The organism is Nocardia sp. NPDC057455 (genome assembly GCF_042802775.1).
In the GTDB taxonomy this organism is placed as follows: domain Bacteria; phylum Actinomycetota; class Actinomycetes; order Mycobacteriales; family Mycobacteriaceae; genus Nocardia.
Map to the genome: position 1 here is coordinate 71,462 of NZ_JBHVDM010000008.1, position 19,038 is coordinate 90,499.

15 protein-coding genes are annotated in these 19,038 nt (G+C 69.6%); 5 read left to right on the top strand and 10 right to left on the bottom strand.

What is annotated here, in order from left to right; genetic code table 11:
• Positions 1-10: 10 nt before the first annotated feature.
• A complete protein-coding gene (locus tag ACFU5M_RS05175) occupies positions 11-814 on the bottom strand; it encodes an SDR family oxidoreductase (RefSeq protein WP_379043962.1) in 804 nt (267 codons plus the stop codon).
• A 462-nt stretch (positions 815-1,276) separates the two neighbouring features.
• Between ACFU5M_RS05175 and ACFU5M_RS05180 the strand changes: the two genes are divergently transcribed.
• Both ACFU5M_RS05180 and ACFU5M_RS05185 read left to right on the top strand, forming a co-directional pair.
• A complete protein-coding gene (locus ACFU5M_RS05180; RefSeq protein WP_379043965.1) occupies positions 1,277-2,680 on the top strand; it encodes a three-helix bundle dimerization domain-containing protein in 1,404 nt (467 codons plus the stop codon).
• Positions 2,681-2,785: 105 nt separating this feature from the next.
• Positions 2,786-3,121 carry a hypothetical protein gene (locus ACFU5M_RS05185; protein WP_379043968.1) on the top strand — a complete coding sequence of 112 codons (336 nt, stop codon included), beginning with the start codon at positions 2,786-2,788 and terminating at the stop codon, positions 3,119-3,121.
• A gap of 9 nt (positions 3,122-3,130) precedes the next feature.
• On the opposite strand, the gene ACFU5M_RS05190 is transcribed toward ACFU5M_RS05185, so the two are convergent.
• The 6 genes from ACFU5M_RS05190 to ACFU5M_RS05215 form a co-directional block, all read right to left on the bottom strand.
• Positions 3,131-9,298 (bottom strand): amino acid adenylation domain-containing protein, encoded by a 6,168-nt coding sequence (locus ACFU5M_RS05190; protein ID WP_379043971.1) that lies wholly within the window; start codon positions 9,296-9,298, stop codon positions 3,131-3,133.
• 40 nt (positions 9,299-9,338) lie between these two features.
• The gene (locus ACFU5M_RS05195; RefSeq protein ID WP_379043975.1) at positions 9,339-9,500 is read right to left on the bottom strand and encodes a hypothetical protein; all 162 of its coding nucleotides are present in this window, start codon (positions 9,498-9,500) and stop codon (positions 9,339-9,341) included.
• A 120-nt stretch (positions 9,501-9,620) separates the two neighbouring features.
• On the bottom strand, positions 9,621-10,172 hold the full coding sequence (locus ACFU5M_RS05200) for a hypothetical protein (protein WP_379043977.1): 552 nt from the start codon (positions 10,170-10,172) through the stop codon (positions 9,621-9,623).
• Between the two features lie 138 nt (positions 10,173-10,310).
• Positions 10,311-10,922, bottom strand: coding sequence for a DUF305 domain-containing protein (locus tag ACFU5M_RS05205; protein WP_379043980.1), 612 nt, complete (start codon positions 10,920-10,922; stop codon positions 10,311-10,313).
• A gap of 80 nt (positions 10,923-11,002) precedes the next feature.
• Positions 11,003-11,527, bottom strand: a complete 525-nt coding sequence (locus ACFU5M_RS05210; RefSeq protein ID WP_379043983.1) for a DUF6153 family protein — start codon at positions 11,525-11,527, stop codon at positions 11,003-11,005.
• A 49-nt stretch (positions 11,528-11,576) separates the two neighbouring features.
• On the bottom strand, positions 11,577-12,152 hold the full coding sequence (locus ACFU5M_RS05215; RefSeq protein ID WP_379043986.1) for a hypothetical protein: 576 nt from the start codon (positions 12,150-12,152) through the stop codon (positions 11,577-11,579).
• 441 nt (positions 12,153-12,593) lie between these two features.
• On the opposite strand from ACFU5M_RS05215, the gene ACFU5M_RS05220 reads away from it, so the two are divergent.
• Both ACFU5M_RS05220 and ACFU5M_RS05225 read left to right on the top strand, forming a co-directional pair.
• Positions 12,594-13,745, top strand: coding sequence for a class I SAM-dependent methyltransferase (locus ACFU5M_RS05220; protein ID WP_379043989.1), 1,152 nt, complete (start codon positions 12,594-12,596; stop codon positions 13,743-13,745).
• A gap of 132 nt (positions 13,746-13,877) precedes the next feature.
• Positions 13,878-14,741, top strand: a complete 864-nt coding sequence (locus ACFU5M_RS05225) for a Bax inhibitor-1/YccA family protein (RefSeq protein ID WP_379044109.1) — start codon at positions 13,878-13,880, stop codon at positions 14,739-14,741.
• A gap of 58 nt (positions 14,742-14,799) precedes the next feature.
• Here the strand turns inward: ACFU5M_RS05225 and ACFU5M_RS05230 are convergent, their stop codons facing one another.
• The 3 genes from ACFU5M_RS05230 to ACFU5M_RS05240 form a co-directional block, all read right to left on the bottom strand.
• Positions 14,800-16,020, bottom strand: coding sequence for an acetyl-CoA C-acetyltransferase (locus ACFU5M_RS05230; protein WP_379043992.1), 1,221 nt, complete (start codon positions 16,018-16,020; stop codon positions 14,800-14,802).
• A gap of 40 nt (positions 16,021-16,060) precedes the next feature.
• Positions 16,061-16,912 (bottom strand): SGNH/GDSL hydrolase family protein, encoded by an 852-nt coding sequence (locus ACFU5M_RS05235; protein WP_379044112.1) that lies wholly within the window; start codon positions 16,910-16,912, stop codon positions 16,061-16,063.
• An 83-nt stretch (positions 16,913-16,995) separates the two neighbouring features.
• The gene (locus ACFU5M_RS05240; protein ID WP_379043995.1) at positions 16,996-17,457 is read right to left on the bottom strand and encodes a hypothetical protein; all 462 of its coding nucleotides are present in this window, start codon (positions 17,455-17,457) and stop codon (positions 16,996-16,998) included.
• A 103-nt stretch (positions 17,458-17,560) separates the two neighbouring features.
• Here ACFU5M_RS05240 and ACFU5M_RS05245 point away from each other — a divergent pair, with 103 nt between their 5' ends.
• The gene (locus ACFU5M_RS05245) at positions 17,561-18,949 is read left to right on the top strand and encodes a cystathionine beta-synthase (protein ID WP_040869628.1); all 1,389 of its coding nucleotides are present in this window, start codon (positions 17,561-17,563) and stop codon (positions 18,947-18,949) included.
• Positions 18,950-19,038: the final 89 nt, after the last annotated feature.

Here is a 19,038-nt window from a genome sequence, read left to right on the forward strand (position 1 = left end):
AACCCGTATGTCAGCGGGACAGTCCGTGGGCGCGGGCGATGATGCGTTCCATGATCGTGCGGGGCAGGAGGCGGCGGAGCGTGAAGAGGACGGGGGCGTTGCTTCCTATGGCGTAGAGAGGTTGGGGGCGGTCGGCTTCGATCGCCTTGACGATCGTGGTGGCGACTTTTTCCGGGGTGATGCCCTTCCCTTGCTTTTCGTCGAGTTTCGCCATGAAAGTCGTGAAATCGGCTGTGTGCGGGGAGTTTTCGGTCAAATATTTGGTGCGCCGTTCGCGCAGACCGGTGTCGATCTGGCCGGGCTCGACGGCGGTGATCCAGACGTCGAAGGGTGATTCCTCGAAGCGGGCGGCCACCGCGAAGCCGCGCAGTGCCGCCTTGGTGGCGACATAGGACGAGCGGTAGGGCATCGGGAAGCTGGCGAGCATCGACCCGACCATGACGACGCGCCCGTACCGGCGTTCCCGCATGCCGGGGAGCACCGCTTTGGTCAGGGCGACCGGTCCGAGCACATTCAATTGGAACAGTCGTTCGACGGCGTCGGTGGGCAGTTCGGCCAGCGGGCCCGCCTGGCTTTCGCCCGCGTTGTTCACCAGCACGTCGACCTGATCCAGACCGGCGGCGAAGGCATCGATCGACGCCGGGTCGGTGAGGTCGAGCGCCCGGTACTCGACGCCGGGCACAGCGGCGTCGGAGCCGATGGTGCCGGGGTTACGGCTGGTTCCGATCACTCGATATCCCCGCCCGGCCAGTGCGGCGGCCGTGGCCTTCCCGATTCCGGACGACGCACCGGTGACCACAGCGACGCGAGACATAGCGCTCCTTTCGACAGCAAATACGCTGACGATATCGTCAACTCATTGATCCGCGCTACCCGTAAGTAACTTTCTGCCGCCGAAAGAGGGAGGCGGGGGTGTGGAACAGATCACGACGTGCGCCGTCGATGATCCCGTCCGGTCCGCAGCGGCGGCGGGAAACGGGAATACAACATGTGGTGGCGGGTCGGGGATTGCCCATTGAATTCTCCATGGCGGGTTCGGCACAGCCCGCGGTGTCGCGGTGCTCCCGCGTGCGTCGCGCTCGGGTCGTTCGCGAGCCTGTGAGCTGGGCAGACGGACCGGCGCGGCACCGTGGGATGTGCACCGGCGCAGCCGAAATCGTTCACCGGCGGGAAGTCTGCGCGAATGTCGGCGGTCGCGTGATGGGGCTAGTGTTGGCCGGCGCGGTGCAGGCCGGAGACGCTGCCGCGTTACCCCCCCGACGCCGAGGAGAATGTGGTGGTTGTCGATACCGTCCGCGAGGAACAGGCGATCCGTCAGATGACGGAGCGGCTGGTCGAAAACTACACCGAGACTTATTCTCCCGAGCATATCGAGAGCACCGTCGGTGCGGCGCGGCAGAAGTTCGCGGGCCACCCGGTGCGCCAATTCGTCCCGATTCTGGTCGAGCGGGTGGTACGACGGGAACTGGAGAAATCTCCGGAAGCGGAGGTCCAACCCGCTACGGTCCCGCTGGACAACGCGCAGCAGCCATCCGCGGCCCGTGCGGGAATTCTGTCGAAGTGGCGTGACTTGTGGTCGTCGAAGAAGCGTTTCGCACCCTATGCGGTGGGCGCCGTCGTCATCCTGACGGTGATCGCCCTCGTTCTCGCCGTGCGGCAGCCCGCTCCCGAGGCGCCCGCTGCCGCTCCGGCTCCCGCCGCGCCGCTCACGGTTGTCCACGGCGTGGTCGGGTCGGAGAAGATGCCGTTCTTCCAGGATCCGAAGGTGATCGACGCGCTGGCGCGGGGCGGCGTGCGCGTCGAGGTCGAGCCCGCCGGGTCGCGGCAGATCGCCACGTCCATCGATCTCACGAAATTCGACTTCGCCTTCCCGTCCAGCGAGCAGGCGGCCGAGCGCATCCAGCGGCAGCGCAACGTCACCGCCAAATACACGCCGTTCTCTTCGCCGATGGCCGTCGCGACGTTCGCGCCGATCACCGATCTGCTCGCCCGGACGGGCGCGGTGCGCCCCGGCCCGGTGCCCACACTGGACCTGCGCCGCTACCTCGAACTGGTCCGCAACGGCACCCGCTGGGACGAACTGCCCGACAACACCGCCTACCCGGTGCGCAAGAACATCCTGATCTCCACCACCGACCCGCGTAGCTCGAACTCCGCCGCCATGTATCTGGCCGCGGCGAGTTATGCCGCGAACAACAACACGATCGTGCAAGGGCACACCGCCGAACAGGCTGTCCTGCCCGCGGTGTCGCGGCTGTTCGTGGGCCAGGGCTACACCGAGAACACCACCGAGGGCCCGTTCAACAACTACCTCGCCACGGGTATGGGCCCGACGCCGATGGTGTGGATCTACGAGGCGCAGTACGTCGAGGCGCTGGTGCGCGGCCAGATCAGACCCGAGATGACGCTGCTGTACCCCTCCCCGACAGTGCTGTCCCGGCACACGCTGGTGCCGTTCGGCGCGACGGGTGACCGGCTCGGCCGCCTGTTGTCCACCGATCCGGAGTTGCAGCGGCTGGCCGCCGAGCACGGTTTCCGCACCAACGACGGCGCCCAGTTCGCGAAGGTCGCCGCCGAACGCAACGCTCCGGTGGCCGCGGACCTGCTCGACGTCGTCGCCACCCCGACCTACGACACCCTGGAACACCTGCTCGACGGAGTCACCAAGACCTACAACTGAAGCCGGGGTGTGTCCGCGCCCGCGTTTCGGTGGAGATGATGCGGGCATCCCTCCCACATCAGATACCGGAAGAAACGGCCGGTATCGCGGCGGGAGGAACTACCGGTGACAGCGGACGACGGGCCATGGGAGATCCCTCCGATCGATGACGCTCCGGATATCGCGCGCGACCCCGCGCCCGCGCCCGGGGCGACGATGGCCGACACCAGGAGCTGGCCGGGCTACGGGTTGCTGCTGGTCTCGGCCGCGGTCGCGATAGCCGCCGCGGTACTGGCGGGCTGGGGGCTCGCCCAGCTCTCGGCCGTAGCCGCGATCATCGCGGCGGTCTTCCTATTGATCGGGGTTGGCCTGATCGTGCTGGAGCAGGTGCGTGCTCGAGGGCAGGCTCGCAGGCACACCGAACAACCCGCCGAGCGGGCCACCGTGCGCCCGGGATACTGAGGCCTCCCTTCAATCCCGCGGCAGGAAACCCGACTCGATGAACTCCCGGACGAAGGTGTCCACCACCGTGCGGTCCACCTTCGGGCAGTCCACGCCGGTGCCCGCCAGCGCCGCGCGAGTGTGCTCGTCGGCCCAGTCGAGGTGACCGGCGAGTTCGGCGAAATCGCGGCTCAGCAGCGCCGCGCGCACCAGCGAATCGTCGCCGAGCGCGTCGCGGCGGCGCGCTTCCCTGACCAGGCCCGCGCGCACCGCGTCCTCCGGCATCGTCGCCACCGGCAGCCCGTGGGCACGCAGACTGGCGAGAATGTCGCCGACCGCGACCGGGGCCCGGTTGACCAGGTGGAAGACGGTTTCCGAGCGCGGGCGGGCCGAAATCTCCACGACCGCGCCCGCCACATAGCTCACCGGAACCAGCGAGACGGTCGCGTCGCCGACATCGGGCGCCATACCGAGCATCGCGGCGGCACGGACCATATTCCACAGCGAATCGTCCGGGCTGTTCACGCCGACGTCCGGGCAGCCGCAGATGGTGCCCGGCCGGTAGATGGCGATCGGCACTCCGCGCTCACCGGCTTGACGGACCAGTTCCTCGGCAGCCCATTTGGACGCGAGGTAGCCGTTGCCGGGCACTTGGTCGGCACGCAAGCGGACGCCCTCGGCGACCACCGGAGATTCCGGTGCGACGCCGACGGCCGCACCCATGGTGGAGATCAGATGGAACGGCTTCACCCGGCGAGTGGTCGCCAGCCGCAATAATTCCCGGGTGCCCTCGACGTTGGCCTGCCGTAGCCGGGCGTAGGGGTCGAGGTGATTGACGCGCGCGCCGTTGTGGTAGATCGCATCGATGCTTCCGGCCAGGCAGTCGTAGTCGGCAGGGTCCAGGCCGAGGCGCGGTGCGGTGAGATCGCCCGCGACCACGACGATCCGCTCCGCGGCGGTCGTCCCGGCGAGCCGATAGTGGTTCAGCGCGCTCAGGATCCGGTCGATGCCCTCCTCGGCGTCGTCGGCGCGCACCACGCACCACACCCGCGCTTCGGTGCGGTCCAGCAGTTCTTGCAGCAGGTGTGCGCCGAGAAAACCGGTCGCACCGGTGAGCAGGACCTCCTGCGGCGGCCCGCTGTGCGCGGGTTCGCAGCCCCCGATACCGATTTCCGGCTCCAGGACGGCGTCACGTTCCGGTGTCGGCGCGGCGGGCGCGCACTCGCCGGTCAGCCGCGCCGCGAGCCCGCCGACCGTCGGGGCCGCGAGAATCGCCGACATGGGTACATCGCGCCGCAGCCGATCCGACAGCCGCTGATGCAAGGTGAACGCGAGCAGTGACGACCCGCCGAGTTCGAAGAAGTCGTCGCCCACCCCGATCGGGGACACCGTGAGCACCTCGGCGAAGACCTCGGCGATCGCGCGCTCCAGCGAGGTGCCGGGGCGCACACCGACGCGTGCGGTGAACACCGGCTGGGGCAGCGCGGCGCGGTCGAGCTTCCCGCTGGTGTTCACCGGGAACGTGTCCAGCGCCAGCACCGCCGACGGCACCATATATCCAGGCAGGATCCGGGCGACCGAGTGACGCACGGCGTCCGGATCGACCGTGGCTCCCGATGCGGCGACGACGTAGCCCACCAGCCGATCTCCCGCATCGGAGCCTTTGACCGCCACCGCGGCCCGGCCGACCGCCGAAACGGCCAGCAGGGCCGCCTCGATCTCGCCGAGTTCGATGCGATGGCCGCGGACCTTGACCTGGAAGTCGGTGCGGCCCAGATAGTCCAGGGTGCCGCCGCGGTTCCACCGCACCAGGTCACCGGTCCGGTACATCCGCTCGCCGGGGTGCAGCGGATCGGCGACGAACCGGGCCGCGGTCAGGCCGGGCGCGCGGTGGTAGCCGCGGGCCAGCTGAACTCCACCCAGGTAGAGTTCGCCCGCCACACCGACCGGAACCGGCCGCATCCGGTCGTCCAGGACGTGGCACCGCGAATTCCATTCCGGCACACCGATGGAGATGCCGGCAGCGGTGCGTTCGGTGGCCGAGACGGCGTGCCGGGTGATGCTCACCGCCGCCTCGGTCGGACCGTACAGGTTGTGCAAGCCTGCCCGGGCCACACCGGCGAAGGTCCGTGCGGTCTCCGGGGGCAGCGCCTCGCCGATGACGAAAACAGCTCGCAGCGAGACCAAGTCGTCTTCGGTCGCGTGCTGGGCGAACACGGAAAGCATCGCGGGAACGAAATCGGTGAGCGTCACCCGATGTTCGGCGATCAGGCGCACCAGCGCCGCCGGATCGCGATGCTCGTCCGGCCCGGCCAGGACCAGCCGTGCGCCCGCGCGTAGCGGCAGGAAGTAGCCCCACAGGGACACGTCGAAGGTCGCCGGGGTCTTGTGCAGATAGACGTCCGTGGCGTCGACGCCGTATTCGGCCCGCATCCAGGCGAGTTGGTGCACGATCGCCCGATGGCTGACCACCACGCCTTTGGGGCGGCCGGTCGATCCGGAGGTGTAGATGAGGTAGGCGGGCTGATCGGCATGCCACGGCGCTCGGCGCTCCGCGTCGATCACCGGCTCCGGACCGAAGCGCTCGAGGTCCAGGGTGTCGATGTCGTACGCCTCGGCGGCCGTGAAGCCGTCCGCTGCGGTGGTGAGCACGCACCGCGGCGCCGCCGACTCGAGCACGTAGCGGATCCGGTCGGCGGGATGGCCGGGATCGATCGGCACCCAGGCCGCGCCCGCTTCCACGATCGCGTTCAGCGCGACCACCTGCTGGATCGAGCGGCGCATCGCCACCGCGACGACGGTCTCCGGACCCACGCCCCGTTCGATCAGCCAGCGCGCCAGGCGGGCGGCCCGCTCGCGCAGTCGCGCATAGGTGAGGGTCTCGGATTCGCAGACCACGGCGATCGCGTCCGGTGTCGCCGCGGCCTGACGCGCCGACGCGGCGGTGAGCGGCTCGGCAGGCACCTCGTGCTCGGCACCGGCGCCCCAGGACCGGATGCGTTTGTGCTCGACCGGGTCCATGATGTCGATGTCGCCGACGACGGCACCGGGGTCGTCCGCGATCCGGAGCAGGATGCGAATGTAGCCGTCCAGGAAACGCTGCACGGTGTGCTCGTCGAACAGGTCGGTGCTGTAACCGAATCGGATGATGATCTCGCTCGGCTCGCCGTCGGAGTCGCGGGTGTCGACCACACCGATGTGCAGGTCGGTCTTCGCCGTGTCGGCGTCCACGTCGAGGAACGACACGCTGGGCCCGGTGAGCTCGAGGGTGGCCTGCGTGAAATTCTGGAACGCGAAGCCGACCTGGTAGAGCGGGTGACGTCCGGGCGAGCGGGTGGGATCGACCGCGTCGACCACGTGCTCGAAGGGCACCTCGGAGTGCGCGAAGTTGACCAGATCCCGCTCCCTGGTGCGATGCAGCAGAGCGGTGAAACGCTCCGCGGGCTCGATCCTGGTCCGGGAGACCGTCGTGTTGACGAACATGCCGACGACGTCGGTGAGCGCGGGCTCGGCCCGGTTGGTCATCGGCACGCCGATCGCGATGTCGGTGCTGCCGGACAGGCGGGCCAGCAGCACCGCGAGCGCCGAACGCATCACCATGAACAGCGTCGCCCGGTGTGCGCGGGCCACGGTGAGCAGGTCACGGTGCACGGTCGCGGGCACCGACCGCTGGGTGGCGGAGCCGCGCAGCGTGGCCACCGGCGGGCGCGGTCGATCGGCGGGCAGGTCGAGTTCATCGGGCAGACCGGCCAGTTCGCCGGTCCAGTACGCCAGTTGCCGGGACAGCGGCGAATCCGGGTCGTCGCGGGAACCGAGCAGATCGCGCTGCCACAGGGCGTAGTCGGCGTACTGGACATCCGGTGGCTGCCAGGCGGGAGCGGTGCCCGTGCTCCGGGCCGCGTAGGCCGAGGCCACGTCGCGGGCCAGCGGCGCCAGGGAGGACCCGTCGGCGCAGATGTGGTGCAGGGCGCAGACCAGGACGTATTCGGTGGGGGTGCGTAGCAGCCGGACGCGCAGCGGCACCTCGGCCGCTACGTCGAACCCGTGCCGCAGGATCGTGCGTACCCGGACGGGTACCGCGTCGTCGGACAGTTCCTCCACCGCGAAATCCTCGACCACCCGCTCGGTGTCGAGGATCAGCTGCCGCGGTCCGGCCTCGTCGGCGGGATAGCTGGTGCGCAGCGACTCGTGCCGTTCGACGGTATCGGCGAACGCCGCGCGCAAGGCGCGGACGTCCACTTCCGACAGTCGCAGGGCGAAACCGATGTTGTCCACCGAGGACGTGGTGTCGAACTGGTTGCGCAACCAGAATCGCAGCTGGGCGGGGGACAGTGGGATGCGCTCGGGCCTGGTTCGCGCGCGCAGAACCGGGCGGGCCGTGTCGAATTGCTGCGAGCGGATCGCCTTCGCCAAGCCGGCGACGGTGGGATGGTCGAACACCAGCCGCGGCGGAATGCGCAGCCGCCAGGTTTCGCTCAACCGCGCGGCGACCTGGGTCGCCAGCAGCGAATTGCCGCCTGCCGCGAAGAAATCGGCGTCGGCGCCGAACCGCTCCCGGCCCAGCACGCGCGCGAGGACCTCGGCGACCGTTTCCTCGCCGAGGTCGGCGGCGGGCCGATAGTCCGGCTCGTCCAGGGCGCGCAGGCGCAGTGCGGGCCGATCGGCCTTGCCCGTCGAAGTGCGCGGGATCCGATCGAGGACGGTGATCGTGTTGGGCACCATGTACTTCGGCAGCAGTGCGGCGAGCGCGTCGGCCAGAGCGGTGGGATCCGGGGCGTGCCCGGATTCGGGCTGGACGAAGGCGGCCAGTGTGGTCTCGCCCGCCGCGGTCTTGCGGTCGACGGTCACGGCCAGCCGGACGCCGGGTTGCGTCGAGAGGATGGCGTCGATCTCACCGAGCTCGATCCGGAAGCCGCGCACCTTGACCTGGTCGTCGGCCCGGCCGAAATAGTCCAGATCACCGGTGGTGGTGCGGCGGACGAGGTCGCCGGTGCGGTACATCCGGGAACCGGGCGGCCCGAACGGGTCGGCGAGGAACCGTTGCGCGGTCAGATCTGGTCGCCTGTGGTAACCCCTGGCCACCCCGGGCCCGGCCACATAGAGCTCGCCGACGACGCCGATGCCGACCGGCCGCAGCCGGTGATCGAGCACCTGGCAGCGCGTGCCGGGCACGGCCGATCCGATGGTGACCGGTGCATCCGGCGACAGCGCCGGGCTGAGCGTGGCCACGATGGTGGATTCGGTGGGGCCGTAGGCATTGTGGAACAAGCGGCCGCCGGTGGCCCAGTGTCGCGGCAACATCGGGGGACAGGGTTCGCCGCCGACGAGGACCGAGCGCAGCGCGGGCAGTCCGGCGGGTTCGATCGTGGCAAGCGCGGACGGGGTGAGGAAGGCATGGGTGATCGCATGTCGTGCCAGCAGTTCCACCAAGGCGGTGCCGCCGTATCGGCCGGGTGGGCTGATCACCAGCGTCGCCGCGGAGCAGATCGCGAGCAACAACTCCAGAACAGAGGCATCGAAGCTCGGTGACGCGAAGTGCAGCACCCGCGAGTCCTTGTCCAGCCCGTGCCGGGCGGCCAGTTCGGTGCACAGCGGGGCGAGTCCGGTATGGGTGACGGCGACGCCTTTCGGGCGTCCGGTGGATCCCGAGGTGTAGATCACGTAGGCCGCGTTGGTGGCTCGAAGTCGTGCCGTCCGTTCGAAGTACGCGATCGGACTCGCGGGGGTCGCCGCCACCCGCTCGGTCACCTCGGCGTCGTCCAGCGCGAGCCAGCGCACCTCGGTGGGCAGCGCCGTCACCTGCCCAGATCGGGTCAGTCCCAGTGTGGCGCCGCTGTCGGTTACCTGGAACTGTATGCGGGACAACGGAAGTGCTGGATCGATCGGCACGAATGCGGCACCGGTCTTGGCGATCGCCCACACCGCGAGCACCGAATCGGGAGATCGCGGAAGTGCCACCACCACAGCCGTTTCGGGCCCCGCGCCCGCGGCGATCAGCGTGCGCGCCAGCTGGGACGACCGGGCATCGAGGTCGCGGTAGGTGATCGCGGAATCGTCGGTCAGCACCGCGATGCCGTCGGGATTGTGCTCCGCGGCGGAGGCCAGCAGCGCGGCGAACGTCGGTATGGCGGAGTCGGCTGACCTGCGTCGGCGGCCGTTCCGGGCGGGTGGACGAGGATTCCGGATACCGCTGGTCATATCTTCGTCCCGTTCCGCGTGGCAGTAAACGCGCCAGATGCTATAACCGCGCCGCGGGATTCTTCACCGATGAGAAGGCGTCGGTCACCGGCTGCGCGGCGTCGCTCGGGTCATCCGGCGGCGTGCGCCGCGACGCCGTCCAGCAGCAGGTGAGCCCGAAGGCGAAACGCAGGTCGCCGTCCCGGTCCTCCGCATCCCGCATCCGCCGGGTGAACTCGGGATACTCACCGCTCGCGATGACCTCGCGGATGCGAGAGGTCCCGCGAGCAGGCGGGCGATCCGGTCGAGGCGCTGACCCGGGCAACGGCGGAACCGTTGCCGGTCAACGAGTGCCGTGCCCCTCACAGACGGTCAGCGCGGTGTTCTTGGTCGCGTTGAACCGGTCGATCGCCGAGTTCAGGGTGTCGGTGTCGGCGCTGCGGGCCAGCGTGTCGGCCAGGGCGTTGGTGTCGTCGCGGTAGGCGCGCAGCGGGTCGGCGATTCCGGACGGCACGTCTCTGGTCACGGATTGGTCGACCGAGCGCGCATTGTTACGCAGCGTCGATACCGCGGTGTCGGCTTTGCCGTTCGTATCGGGATCGCCGCGGCCTTTGGTGTTGCTGGCATCGATGTAGTCGTTGAATGCCCGTACCGAGCTACCGTTCGCGGCCAGGAAGGCGTCGCACGCCGATCCGGTCGCGCGCTCGACGGCCGCGGCCCGGGACGACGACGCGGCGGCCGAAGAGGAAGTGACCTCCGAGGCGTACGCGGCCAGGTCGGTCCGGTCGACCTCCGCCGTGCCGGAAACTTGCTGTGCGCAGGCGCCGATGAGCAGCACGCCGGCCGTGGTGGCCACCGCGGCCGCCAGCAGGCTCGCGCGTTCGAGTCGTCGCATGGTCGGTCCCTCACTCCCCTCGAAAGTCCGGCCGGGACGGCAGGACAGCGCCGGACAAACCGACCGTACGTCGTGCGGGCGAGCCATGCGCGCCCGCGCCGATATCGATGGCCAACCGATATCGGCGCGGGGCATGGTTCAGCGCTGGCCGAGCATGGTCTGCATCTGCTCGATCTCAGCCCGCTGAGCGGCGATGATCGCCGCCGCGAGCGCCTTCGCGTCGGCGTTGCCGCCCTCGGCCAGCTCTGTTTCGGACATGGCGATCGCACCCGCGTGATGCTCGATCATCATGGTCAGCCACTGGCGGTCGAAGTCCGGACCGGAGGCCGCCCGCAGCGCCGCCATCTGTTCGGCGGACATCACGCCGGGCATCGCGTGGCCTTCGTGCCCTTCGCTCGCGCTGGGAGCCGGCTTGCCGAAGCTCTGCAGAAGCGTGGTGATCTGCTGCATCTCCGGTGCTTGTGCTTGCTCGACCTGCGCGGCGAGCGTCCGCAACCGCGGGTTGTCGGTACGACTCGGCACCAGCTGCGCCATCTCGACGGCCTGGGCATGGTGGGGATACATCATCTGCAGAAACATCACGTCGGCGTCGTTGTGCTCCGCGCGTGCGGGTGCGCTCGTGACGGCCGATGTGGTTGTCGAGGTGCCGTGCTCGGTGGTGTGCCCGGTGTCGGCGTCGCCGCATCCGGCGAGACTCGCCGCTGCGACCGCGGCGAGAGCGACGATCGAGCGGGTACGAGTGATGAACATGAGAGTGCTCCTTGCGATGTCTGAGGACGGAGTGGACAACGCCGCGACCGTGGTTCGGACACACAGCGGCGGCGGACCTGTCAGATCCGTAGAATCGCCAGTTCGGCCAAGGTGAGTACGGTCCATGGCGGCGGTCGTCCCCCTCGCGCCCGCCGATGCCGCGGCCGCGCCGCGCCGCCGCCGGGACGATCGACAGCCATCCGGTAGAGCAGCACCAACGCGGCCAGCGCGATCAGGCCGGCCAGGATGAACACGCAGCCGTGCAGCGCACTGTGCGTGCCGTCGCACCCGCCCGCGCAGTGCGGGGGCATCGTCGCGCCGATTGCTCGTGCGGTCCCGGCTCCTGCCGCGGTGGCTCGATCGGGGTTGTCGGGTATCGCGTGGCGTGAGCCGGTCTCGTCGTTACCGGTGTGTCGAGGAGCGGTGTCGCGTCCGGGGCCGCCGGGTGCTGCTTCGGAAGCGGGCGCGGCGTGCGCGCCGGCCGGGTGCACGTGCCCCGAGGAACCGAAGACCGCCGAGTGCATGGCGAGCACTCCGGCGAGCAGCACCAGCATTCCGAGCAGCCGGGCGAGCCCGGCGGCGTGGAGTATGCGGCGTTCGACCACGAGCGCCCACTCTACCTGCTGCCCGGATACCGGTTGGCGGTACCGGTATCTACGAGGTTGCGATGTCCACCACGAGCCGGGTCGGGTTGGACAGCGCGGTGACGGTGAACGCGGGCCGGTCGGCCTGTATGCCGATGAACGACTGGGTCACGCCCTCGAACACCGTCGTCCGGTAGACGCCCGCGACGCCGGGGACCTCCGGATCCACGGCGGGGTCCGGGCCCTCGTACGGCGTCACGCCGCTGTCGAACGGGTAGGCCGACCCGAGGATGCGCACTTCCAGGATCGAGCGGCCCGCCACGTTCACGGGATTGCCGCTGCCGTCCTGTACGGCGCGGTCGGTGTATCGAACGAGCCAGCCGGGGGTGCCGCCCCCCCCGAGGTCGTAGACCACGCGATCGAAGCCGGGCTGACGCCCCAAGCGAACGTCGGTCACCGTGAGGGCGGCGTCGCCGGAGGGTTTGCCCTGCTTCGGTGCGGTATCCCCCGGGATCGGGGCCTGCGCGGCCGCGGCCGGCGTCCGGGTGCTGGAAGCGACCGGGAGACCCGGCGCCGAGTCGCCGTCGCCGCAGCCCGCGAGCAGTGCCGTCGCGACCGCGACCATGAGCACCATCCTGTTGCGCATGGCCCGATGCTACTCAGCCGAACGCTCCGGATGGCGTAACCGGAGAGCGTTGCGGCTGATTCGCCTACGGACGGTGACGGCGTGCGTCCCGGGGCGGGCGATCGCGGACCCGGCTGTTCGGCCGTTCGCGTATGGCTGATCGCTATTTGATTGCTATGGCGGGTGTTCGGTGTGCGAGGGTCCTGGCGTCTCTGGTCACCCGCCCACGCTGTCCCCATGCGGCACGTCCGACGACGAGTAAGCGCGCGACCTTTCGGCGGTCGGGCTCGTGCGGTGCGGGAAGTACTCGCCCACGGGCGGCCACGACAGCAACTCGAGCTACCGGCGAAATCGTATGTCCCGGGTGCGGTTCAGCGCCCGAGCCGCGATGACGCGAATGCGGCGACAACGATTGGGCGGGGTGGGCGCGACCATTCGGCAACGATCTAGCACACTTGAGGTGTGGGAGATGTCGAGGACGTACTGAGCCGGCTGCGGCGGTATCCGGACGTGGAGGCACTGAACCTCTACGCCGTGGATGCCGCCGATCGGCTGATTCTCGACGTCGCGGCCGACGCCCTGGCGACTGTGGATAGCGGAAAGGTAGCCGTTATCGGTGACGCCTACGGTGCGCTGACTCTCGGCGCCATCGCGGGGCACGATCTGCGCGACGTCCGGGTGCATCAGGATCTGCTCACCGGCGAACTCGCCCTGGCCGGCAACGCTCGTGCGGCAGGGCTGGCGGATCGCTACACGGCGCACCCGCTCGGCCCGGGGTTGCTGGGCGCTGCCCGGGTGGTTCTGCTTCGCCTGCCCCGGATGCTGGCCGGGCTGGCCGAGGTTGCCGACGCCATCGCGCGCTACGCGGATCCGGCGGTCGAGGTGTTCGCGGGCGGGCGGGACAAGTACCTGACCAAGTCGATGAACGATGTTCTGGCGCAATCGTTCTCCGAGGTGCGCGCCAGCCGCGGCAGGCAGAAGTCGCGGACGCTGCTGGTAACCGGACCCAAACCGGTGGCGGGTCAGCCGTTTCCGGTGCGCGATCGGCTGGACGAACTCGGTCTCGATGTGGTCGCGCACGGCGCGGCGTTCTCCGGCGCGCGTCTGGACATCGGCACCAGGTTCCTGCTCGAGCACCTGCGACTGATGAAGCCGGACGCCCGCGACGCCATCGATCTCGGTTGTGGCACCGGCATCCTTGCCGTCGCGCTGGCCACGGCGCGGCCGGGCATCAAGGTGACCGCCACGGACCAATCCGCCGCCGCCGTGGCTTCGGCGCGGGCTACCGCCGAGGCGAACGGGGTCGCCGACCGGGTGTGCGTCGTGCGCGACGATGCCATGTCCTCCGCCGCGGACAACAGCGCCGACCTCGTGCTGTGCAATCCGCCGTTCCATGTCGGCGCGGCAGTGCACACCGGATCGGCGATCAAGATGTTCACCGAGACCGGGCGGGTGCTGCGCCCGGGCGGGGAGCTGTGGACGGTGTACAACTCACATCTGAACTATCGGGCCCTGGTCGAACGCATGGTGGGCCGGACCGAAGTGGTCGGCCGCAACCGGAAGTTCACCGTGACTCGCTCGGTGCGTGGCCTGCACGACCCGCGGCAGCGGTAGAGTCCGAATTGTCCGGCTCTGTGCGACTCTCCGGGAACTCGCGACGGATGACAAACGTTGGACAGGGCAGTTGGATATCGAGTGAACGAACTCGATGAACAGCGGCAACGACTCCAGAAAGGGACGCCGTTCATGCGTACCACGAGCAATCCGGTTTTCAGGAACCTGCCCAGGCAGGAGGGCGGTGGATACGCCAGCTTCGGTTCCGGCGTGACCTCCGCGGGACAGTTCGGCAACCAGTACGGCCAGTACCCGCAGCAGTACGGCCAGTCTCCGCAGCCCTACCAGCAGGCCCCCGCCACCACACGGTCGATGACCATCGACGACGTGGTGACGAAGACGGGCATCACCCTCGCGGTGCTCGCCCTGTCCGCCATCGTCTCCTACGGCCTCACAAACGCGAACACTTCGCTCGCGCCGTTGTTCGTGATCGTCGGCGGCCTGGTCGGCTTGGCGCTGGTGCTGGTGGCGACCTTCGCGAACAAGATGGACAACCCGGTGCTCGTGTTGTCCTACGCCGTCGCCGAGGGCCTGTTCCTCGGTGCGCTGTCGTTCATGTTCACCAATATCGAGTTCGGCGGCGTCGGCGGTAGCGCGCTGATCGGTCAGGCGGTACTCGGCACGTTCGGTGTGTTCGCGGGCATGCTGGTGGTCTACAAGACCGGCGCCATCCGGGTGACGCCGCGCTTCACCAGGATCATCGTCGGCGCCATGATCGGCATCCTGGTGCTGATGCTCGGCAACCTGGTCGCGAGCTTCTTCATCGACGGCGGCCTCGGCCTGCGCGACGGCGGTCCGCTGGCGATCGTGTTCAGCCTGGTGGTCATCGCCATCGCCGCGTTCAGCTTCCTGCTCGACTTCGACGCCGCGGATCAGCTGATCCGCGCGCAGGCTCCGGAGCGGGCGGCCTGGGGCGTCGCCCTCGGCCTCACCGTCACCCTGGTCTGGCTGTACGTCGAGATCCTGCGACTGCTGAGCTACTTCCAGAACGACTAGCCATCGAGCAGACGGGCGGTCACCGGAGATCCGGTGACCGCCCTTTCTCGTCCGCGGGTCAGCTCAAGCGCTCGATGACCATCGCCATGCCCTGGCCGCCGCCGACGCACATGGTCTCCAGACCGAACTGCTTGTCGTGGGTCTGCAGGTTGTTGATCAGCGTGGTGGTGATCCGGGCGCCGGTCATGCCGAACGGGTGGCCCAGCGCGATCGCGCCGCCGGAGACGTTCAGCTTGTCCTCGTCGATCTTCAGCTCCCGGGCCGAGCCGAGCACCTGCACCGCGAACGCCTCGTTGATCTCGACCAGGTCGATGTCGTCGATGGTCTTGCCCGCCAGCGCCAGCGCGCGCTTACAGGCCTCGATCGGACCCAAGCCCATGATCTCCGGCGACAGGCCGGACACGCCGGTGGACACGATCCGCGCCAGCGGCGTCAGGCCGAGTTCCTTGGCCTTGGTGTCGCTCATGACGACCAGCGCGGCGGCGCCGTCGTTGAGCGGGCAGCAGTTGCCCGCGGTGATGGTGCCGTCCGGGCGGAACACCGGCTTCAGCGCGGAGACCGCCTCGTAGGTCACACCGGCGCGCGGGCCGTCGTCCTTGCTGACCACGGTGCCGTCCGGCAGCGTGACCGGGGTGATTTCCCGCTCGAAGAAGCCGTTCTCGATGGCCTCCTCGGCGCGGTTCTGCGAGCGCACGCCCCAGCGGTCCTGGTCCTCGCGGGTGATGCCGGTGGAGGTCGCCACGTTCTCGGCGGTCTGTCCCATCGCGATGTAGACGTCGGGAATCAGGCCGTCCTCGCGCGGGTCGTGCCAGATGCCCGCGCCGCCCTCCGCGGTCTTCGCGGTGCGCGCCTGCGCCTCGGCGAACAGTGGGTTCTGCGTGTTCGGCCAGCTGTCGGCGGAACCGTTCACGTACCGCGACACGGTCTCCACACCGGCGGAGATGAACACATCGCCCTCGCCGGCCTTGATCGCGTGGAACGCCATGCGGGTGGACTGCAGCGACGAAGCGCAGTAGCGGTGCACCGTGGTGCCGGGCACGAAGTCGTAGCCGAGCTGCACGGCGACGACGCGGGCGATGTTGAAGCCCTGCTCACCGCCCGGCGAGCCGCAGCCCAGGACCAGGTCGTCGATCTGGGCGGGGTCCAGGGCAGGCACCTTGTCGAGCGCTGCCCGCACAATCTGGGTGGTCAGATCGTCGGGCCGCAGATCGACCAGCGAGCCCTTGCGGGCACGGCCGATCGGGGAGCGTGCGGTCGAAACGATGACGGCCTCGGGCATGAGGACTCCTTGGGTCGGACGGTTCAGGCGAACCCCGTTGTTACTCGCGGGTTCGTACCGAATCTACGTCCCGTGGCCGAGTACCGGAAGCGTGTGTCCCGCCCAGTGCGTCCAGCAGCACCGGCAGCAATTGCGCCGCGGCCAGTTCGTAACCCGCGGCCGACGGGTGGAATCCGTCGGCGGCGAATAGCAGTTCGGGTGCGGCGCGGAACTCGGGAGCGAGCAGGTAGCCCATCCGCACCGAGTGCCCGCCCGCCACCGTCGTCGCCACGTGCTGCGCCTTGGCCAGCCGCGTGCTCCAGTTCTGCACGACGGTCCGTAGCGGCTGCGGGATGGCGGTCACGGTGCCGAGGTTCGGGCAGGTGCCGACCACCACCACCGCATCGGCGCGGCGCAACCGGGCGACCGCGGCGGCGAGCCTGCGCGCGGAGGCCCGGATCGAGTGCTTCTTGGTGACGTCGTTGGCGCCGACGAGGATGACCGCGGCATCCGGCGGCGCGCCCGCGACGAACATCGCGTCCACCTGACCGGCCAAGCCTTTGGAGGTGGCCCCGGAGATCGCTTTCGTGCTCAGGCGGATCCGCCGGCCGCTCGCCTCGGCGAGTCCGCGAGCCAGGCGAACGCCCGGCACATCGTCGGCCACCGTGCAGCCCAGGCCCGCCGCGGTGGAGTCGCCGAAGATCATCAGATGCAGGTCGGCGTGCTTGCCCGCACGCCACGGCTCGGGCTCCGCGCAGCCCGCGGTGTAGATGCCGTCGGCTTCCGGCGGCTTGGAGGTGTCCCGGCCGATCATCCCGCGCGCGACGCCCGCCTGCGCCATGAGCAGGCGGTAGGTCGCCAACCATGCGGTCCCCGCGCCGGAGCCGGCGAGTACGGCAGCCGCCCCGGTCATCGCCGCGGTGCGCCAGCGAAACTGAGGTGCGCTCACGCCAGAGATTTTACGAGAATCCCGCGTGGCACCCGGATCGGCTGACGTCAGCCCGGGACCACGAAGCTGCCGCGCGCGGGGATGCTCGCCGCGTCGGTGGAGACGGTGACCTCGACGAGGCCGGGGCCGGTGTCCTGGAACAGCGCGTACTGGATGCTGCCGTAGATGCCGGTGACCACGACGTTGTCGTAGCTGCCCGTCGCCCCGGTGGTGACATTGCGCCAGGCCACGGTGGTGCGGACCTCGCACAGCGGTGCCAGCGGGTAGATGCCGGGCCCGATACCGTTCACGGGGAGCGCGCGAACGTTGAGGATGGCGCGCCCCGGCCATTCGGGACCGGTGTCGGCCCAGGTGCGGATGCTGGTCCAGCACAGACCGCCGCGCGCCAGCGTCGGCACCTGCGGGAATTCGACGGTCGCCGCTCCCGCCTGCGCGCCGGCTCCGACCACTAGAGCCAGCGCCGATCCGGCCAGAAGCGTTGCGGCGCGGGCGATGTTCGGCTGCCTCATGGCAGCGATCCTAAGGCCGCGGGCGCCGGTTCGCGCGCACGCCGAGGCCACTGCGCGCGGCGTGCGCGAACTCACAGTTAGTGCGTCTGCAACTATGGGGGCCATGCGCATCGCGGATCATGTCGTGGATCTCATCGGCAACACGCCGCTGGTCCGGTTGAACTCGGTCGTGGGACCGAACGCGGGGCTGGTCGCGGCCAAGATCGAATACCTGAACCCGGGCGGCAGCTCCAAGGACCGGATCGCGGTGAAGATGATCGACGCCGCCGAGCAGTCCGGGAAACTGCGGCCGGGCGGCACCATCGTCGAGCCCACCTCCGGCAACACCGGCGTCGGCCTCGCCCTGGTCGCGCAGCAGCGCGGCTACAACTGCGTGTTCGTCTGCCCCGACAAGGTGAGCGAGGACAAGCGCAACGTGCTGCGCGCGTACGGCGCAGAGGTCGTGGTCTGCCCGACCGCGGTGCCGCCGGACCACCCGAACAGCTACTACAGCGTCTCCGACCGCCTGGTCCGGGAGATCGACGGCGCCTGGAAGCCCGACCAGTACTCCAACCCCGGCGGTCCGGCCAGCCACTACGAGACCACCGGCCCGGAGATCTGGCGCGACACCGACGGCAAGGTCACCCACTTCGTGGCTGGTGTCGGCACCGGCGGCACCATCACCGGGACCGGCCGCTACCTGAAGGAGGTCTCCGGCGGGAAGGTCCAGATCATCGGCGCCGATCCGGAGGGCTCGGTGTACTCCGGCGGCACCGGGCGGCCGTACCTGGTCGAGGGCGTCGGCGAGGACTTCTGGCCGTCGGCCTACGATCCCGCCGTGCCGGACGAGATCATCGCGGTCTCCGACGCGGACTCCTTCGACATGACCCGCAGGCTGGCCCGCGAGGAGGGCCTGCTGGTCGGTGGGTCCTGCGGCATGGCGGTCGTCGCGGCCGTCGAGGTCGCGCGACGCGATCCGGACGCGGTGGTCGTGGTGCTGCTGCCGGACGGCGGTCGCGGCTACCTGTCGAAGATCTTCAACGACGAATGGATGAGCTCCTACGGCTTCCTCCGCGAGCGGCTGGACGGCACAGCCGAGCCGCTCGTTGGTGACGTGCTGCGCGGCAAATCCGGCGCGCTGCCGGACCTGGTGCACACCCACCCGTCGGAGACGCTGCGTGACGCGATCGAGATCCTGCGCGAGTACGGCGTGTCCCAGATGCCCGTGGTCGGCGCGGAGCCGCCGGTCATGGCGGGCGAGGTCGCGGGCAGCGTGTCCGAACGCGATCTGCTGTCGGCGGTCTTCGAGGGCCGGGCCCACCTGACCGATTCGGTGGCCCAGCACATGAGCCCCTCGTTCCCGCTGATCGGTTCGGGCGAGCCCATCTCCGCCGCGACGAAGGCACTCTCGGACACCGACGCGCTGATGGTCGTCGAAGACGGCAAACCGGTCGGCGTGATCACCCGCCACGACCTGCTCGGCTTCCTCAGCACGGGCAGCCTCGGGAAGTAGGCGGACACCGACCGCTCCGGACAGCGGTGCCATAGCGCCGACTCGCCGTATCGCCCAGGGCAGTACGGCGAGCGGAGCGCTTCTGGGCT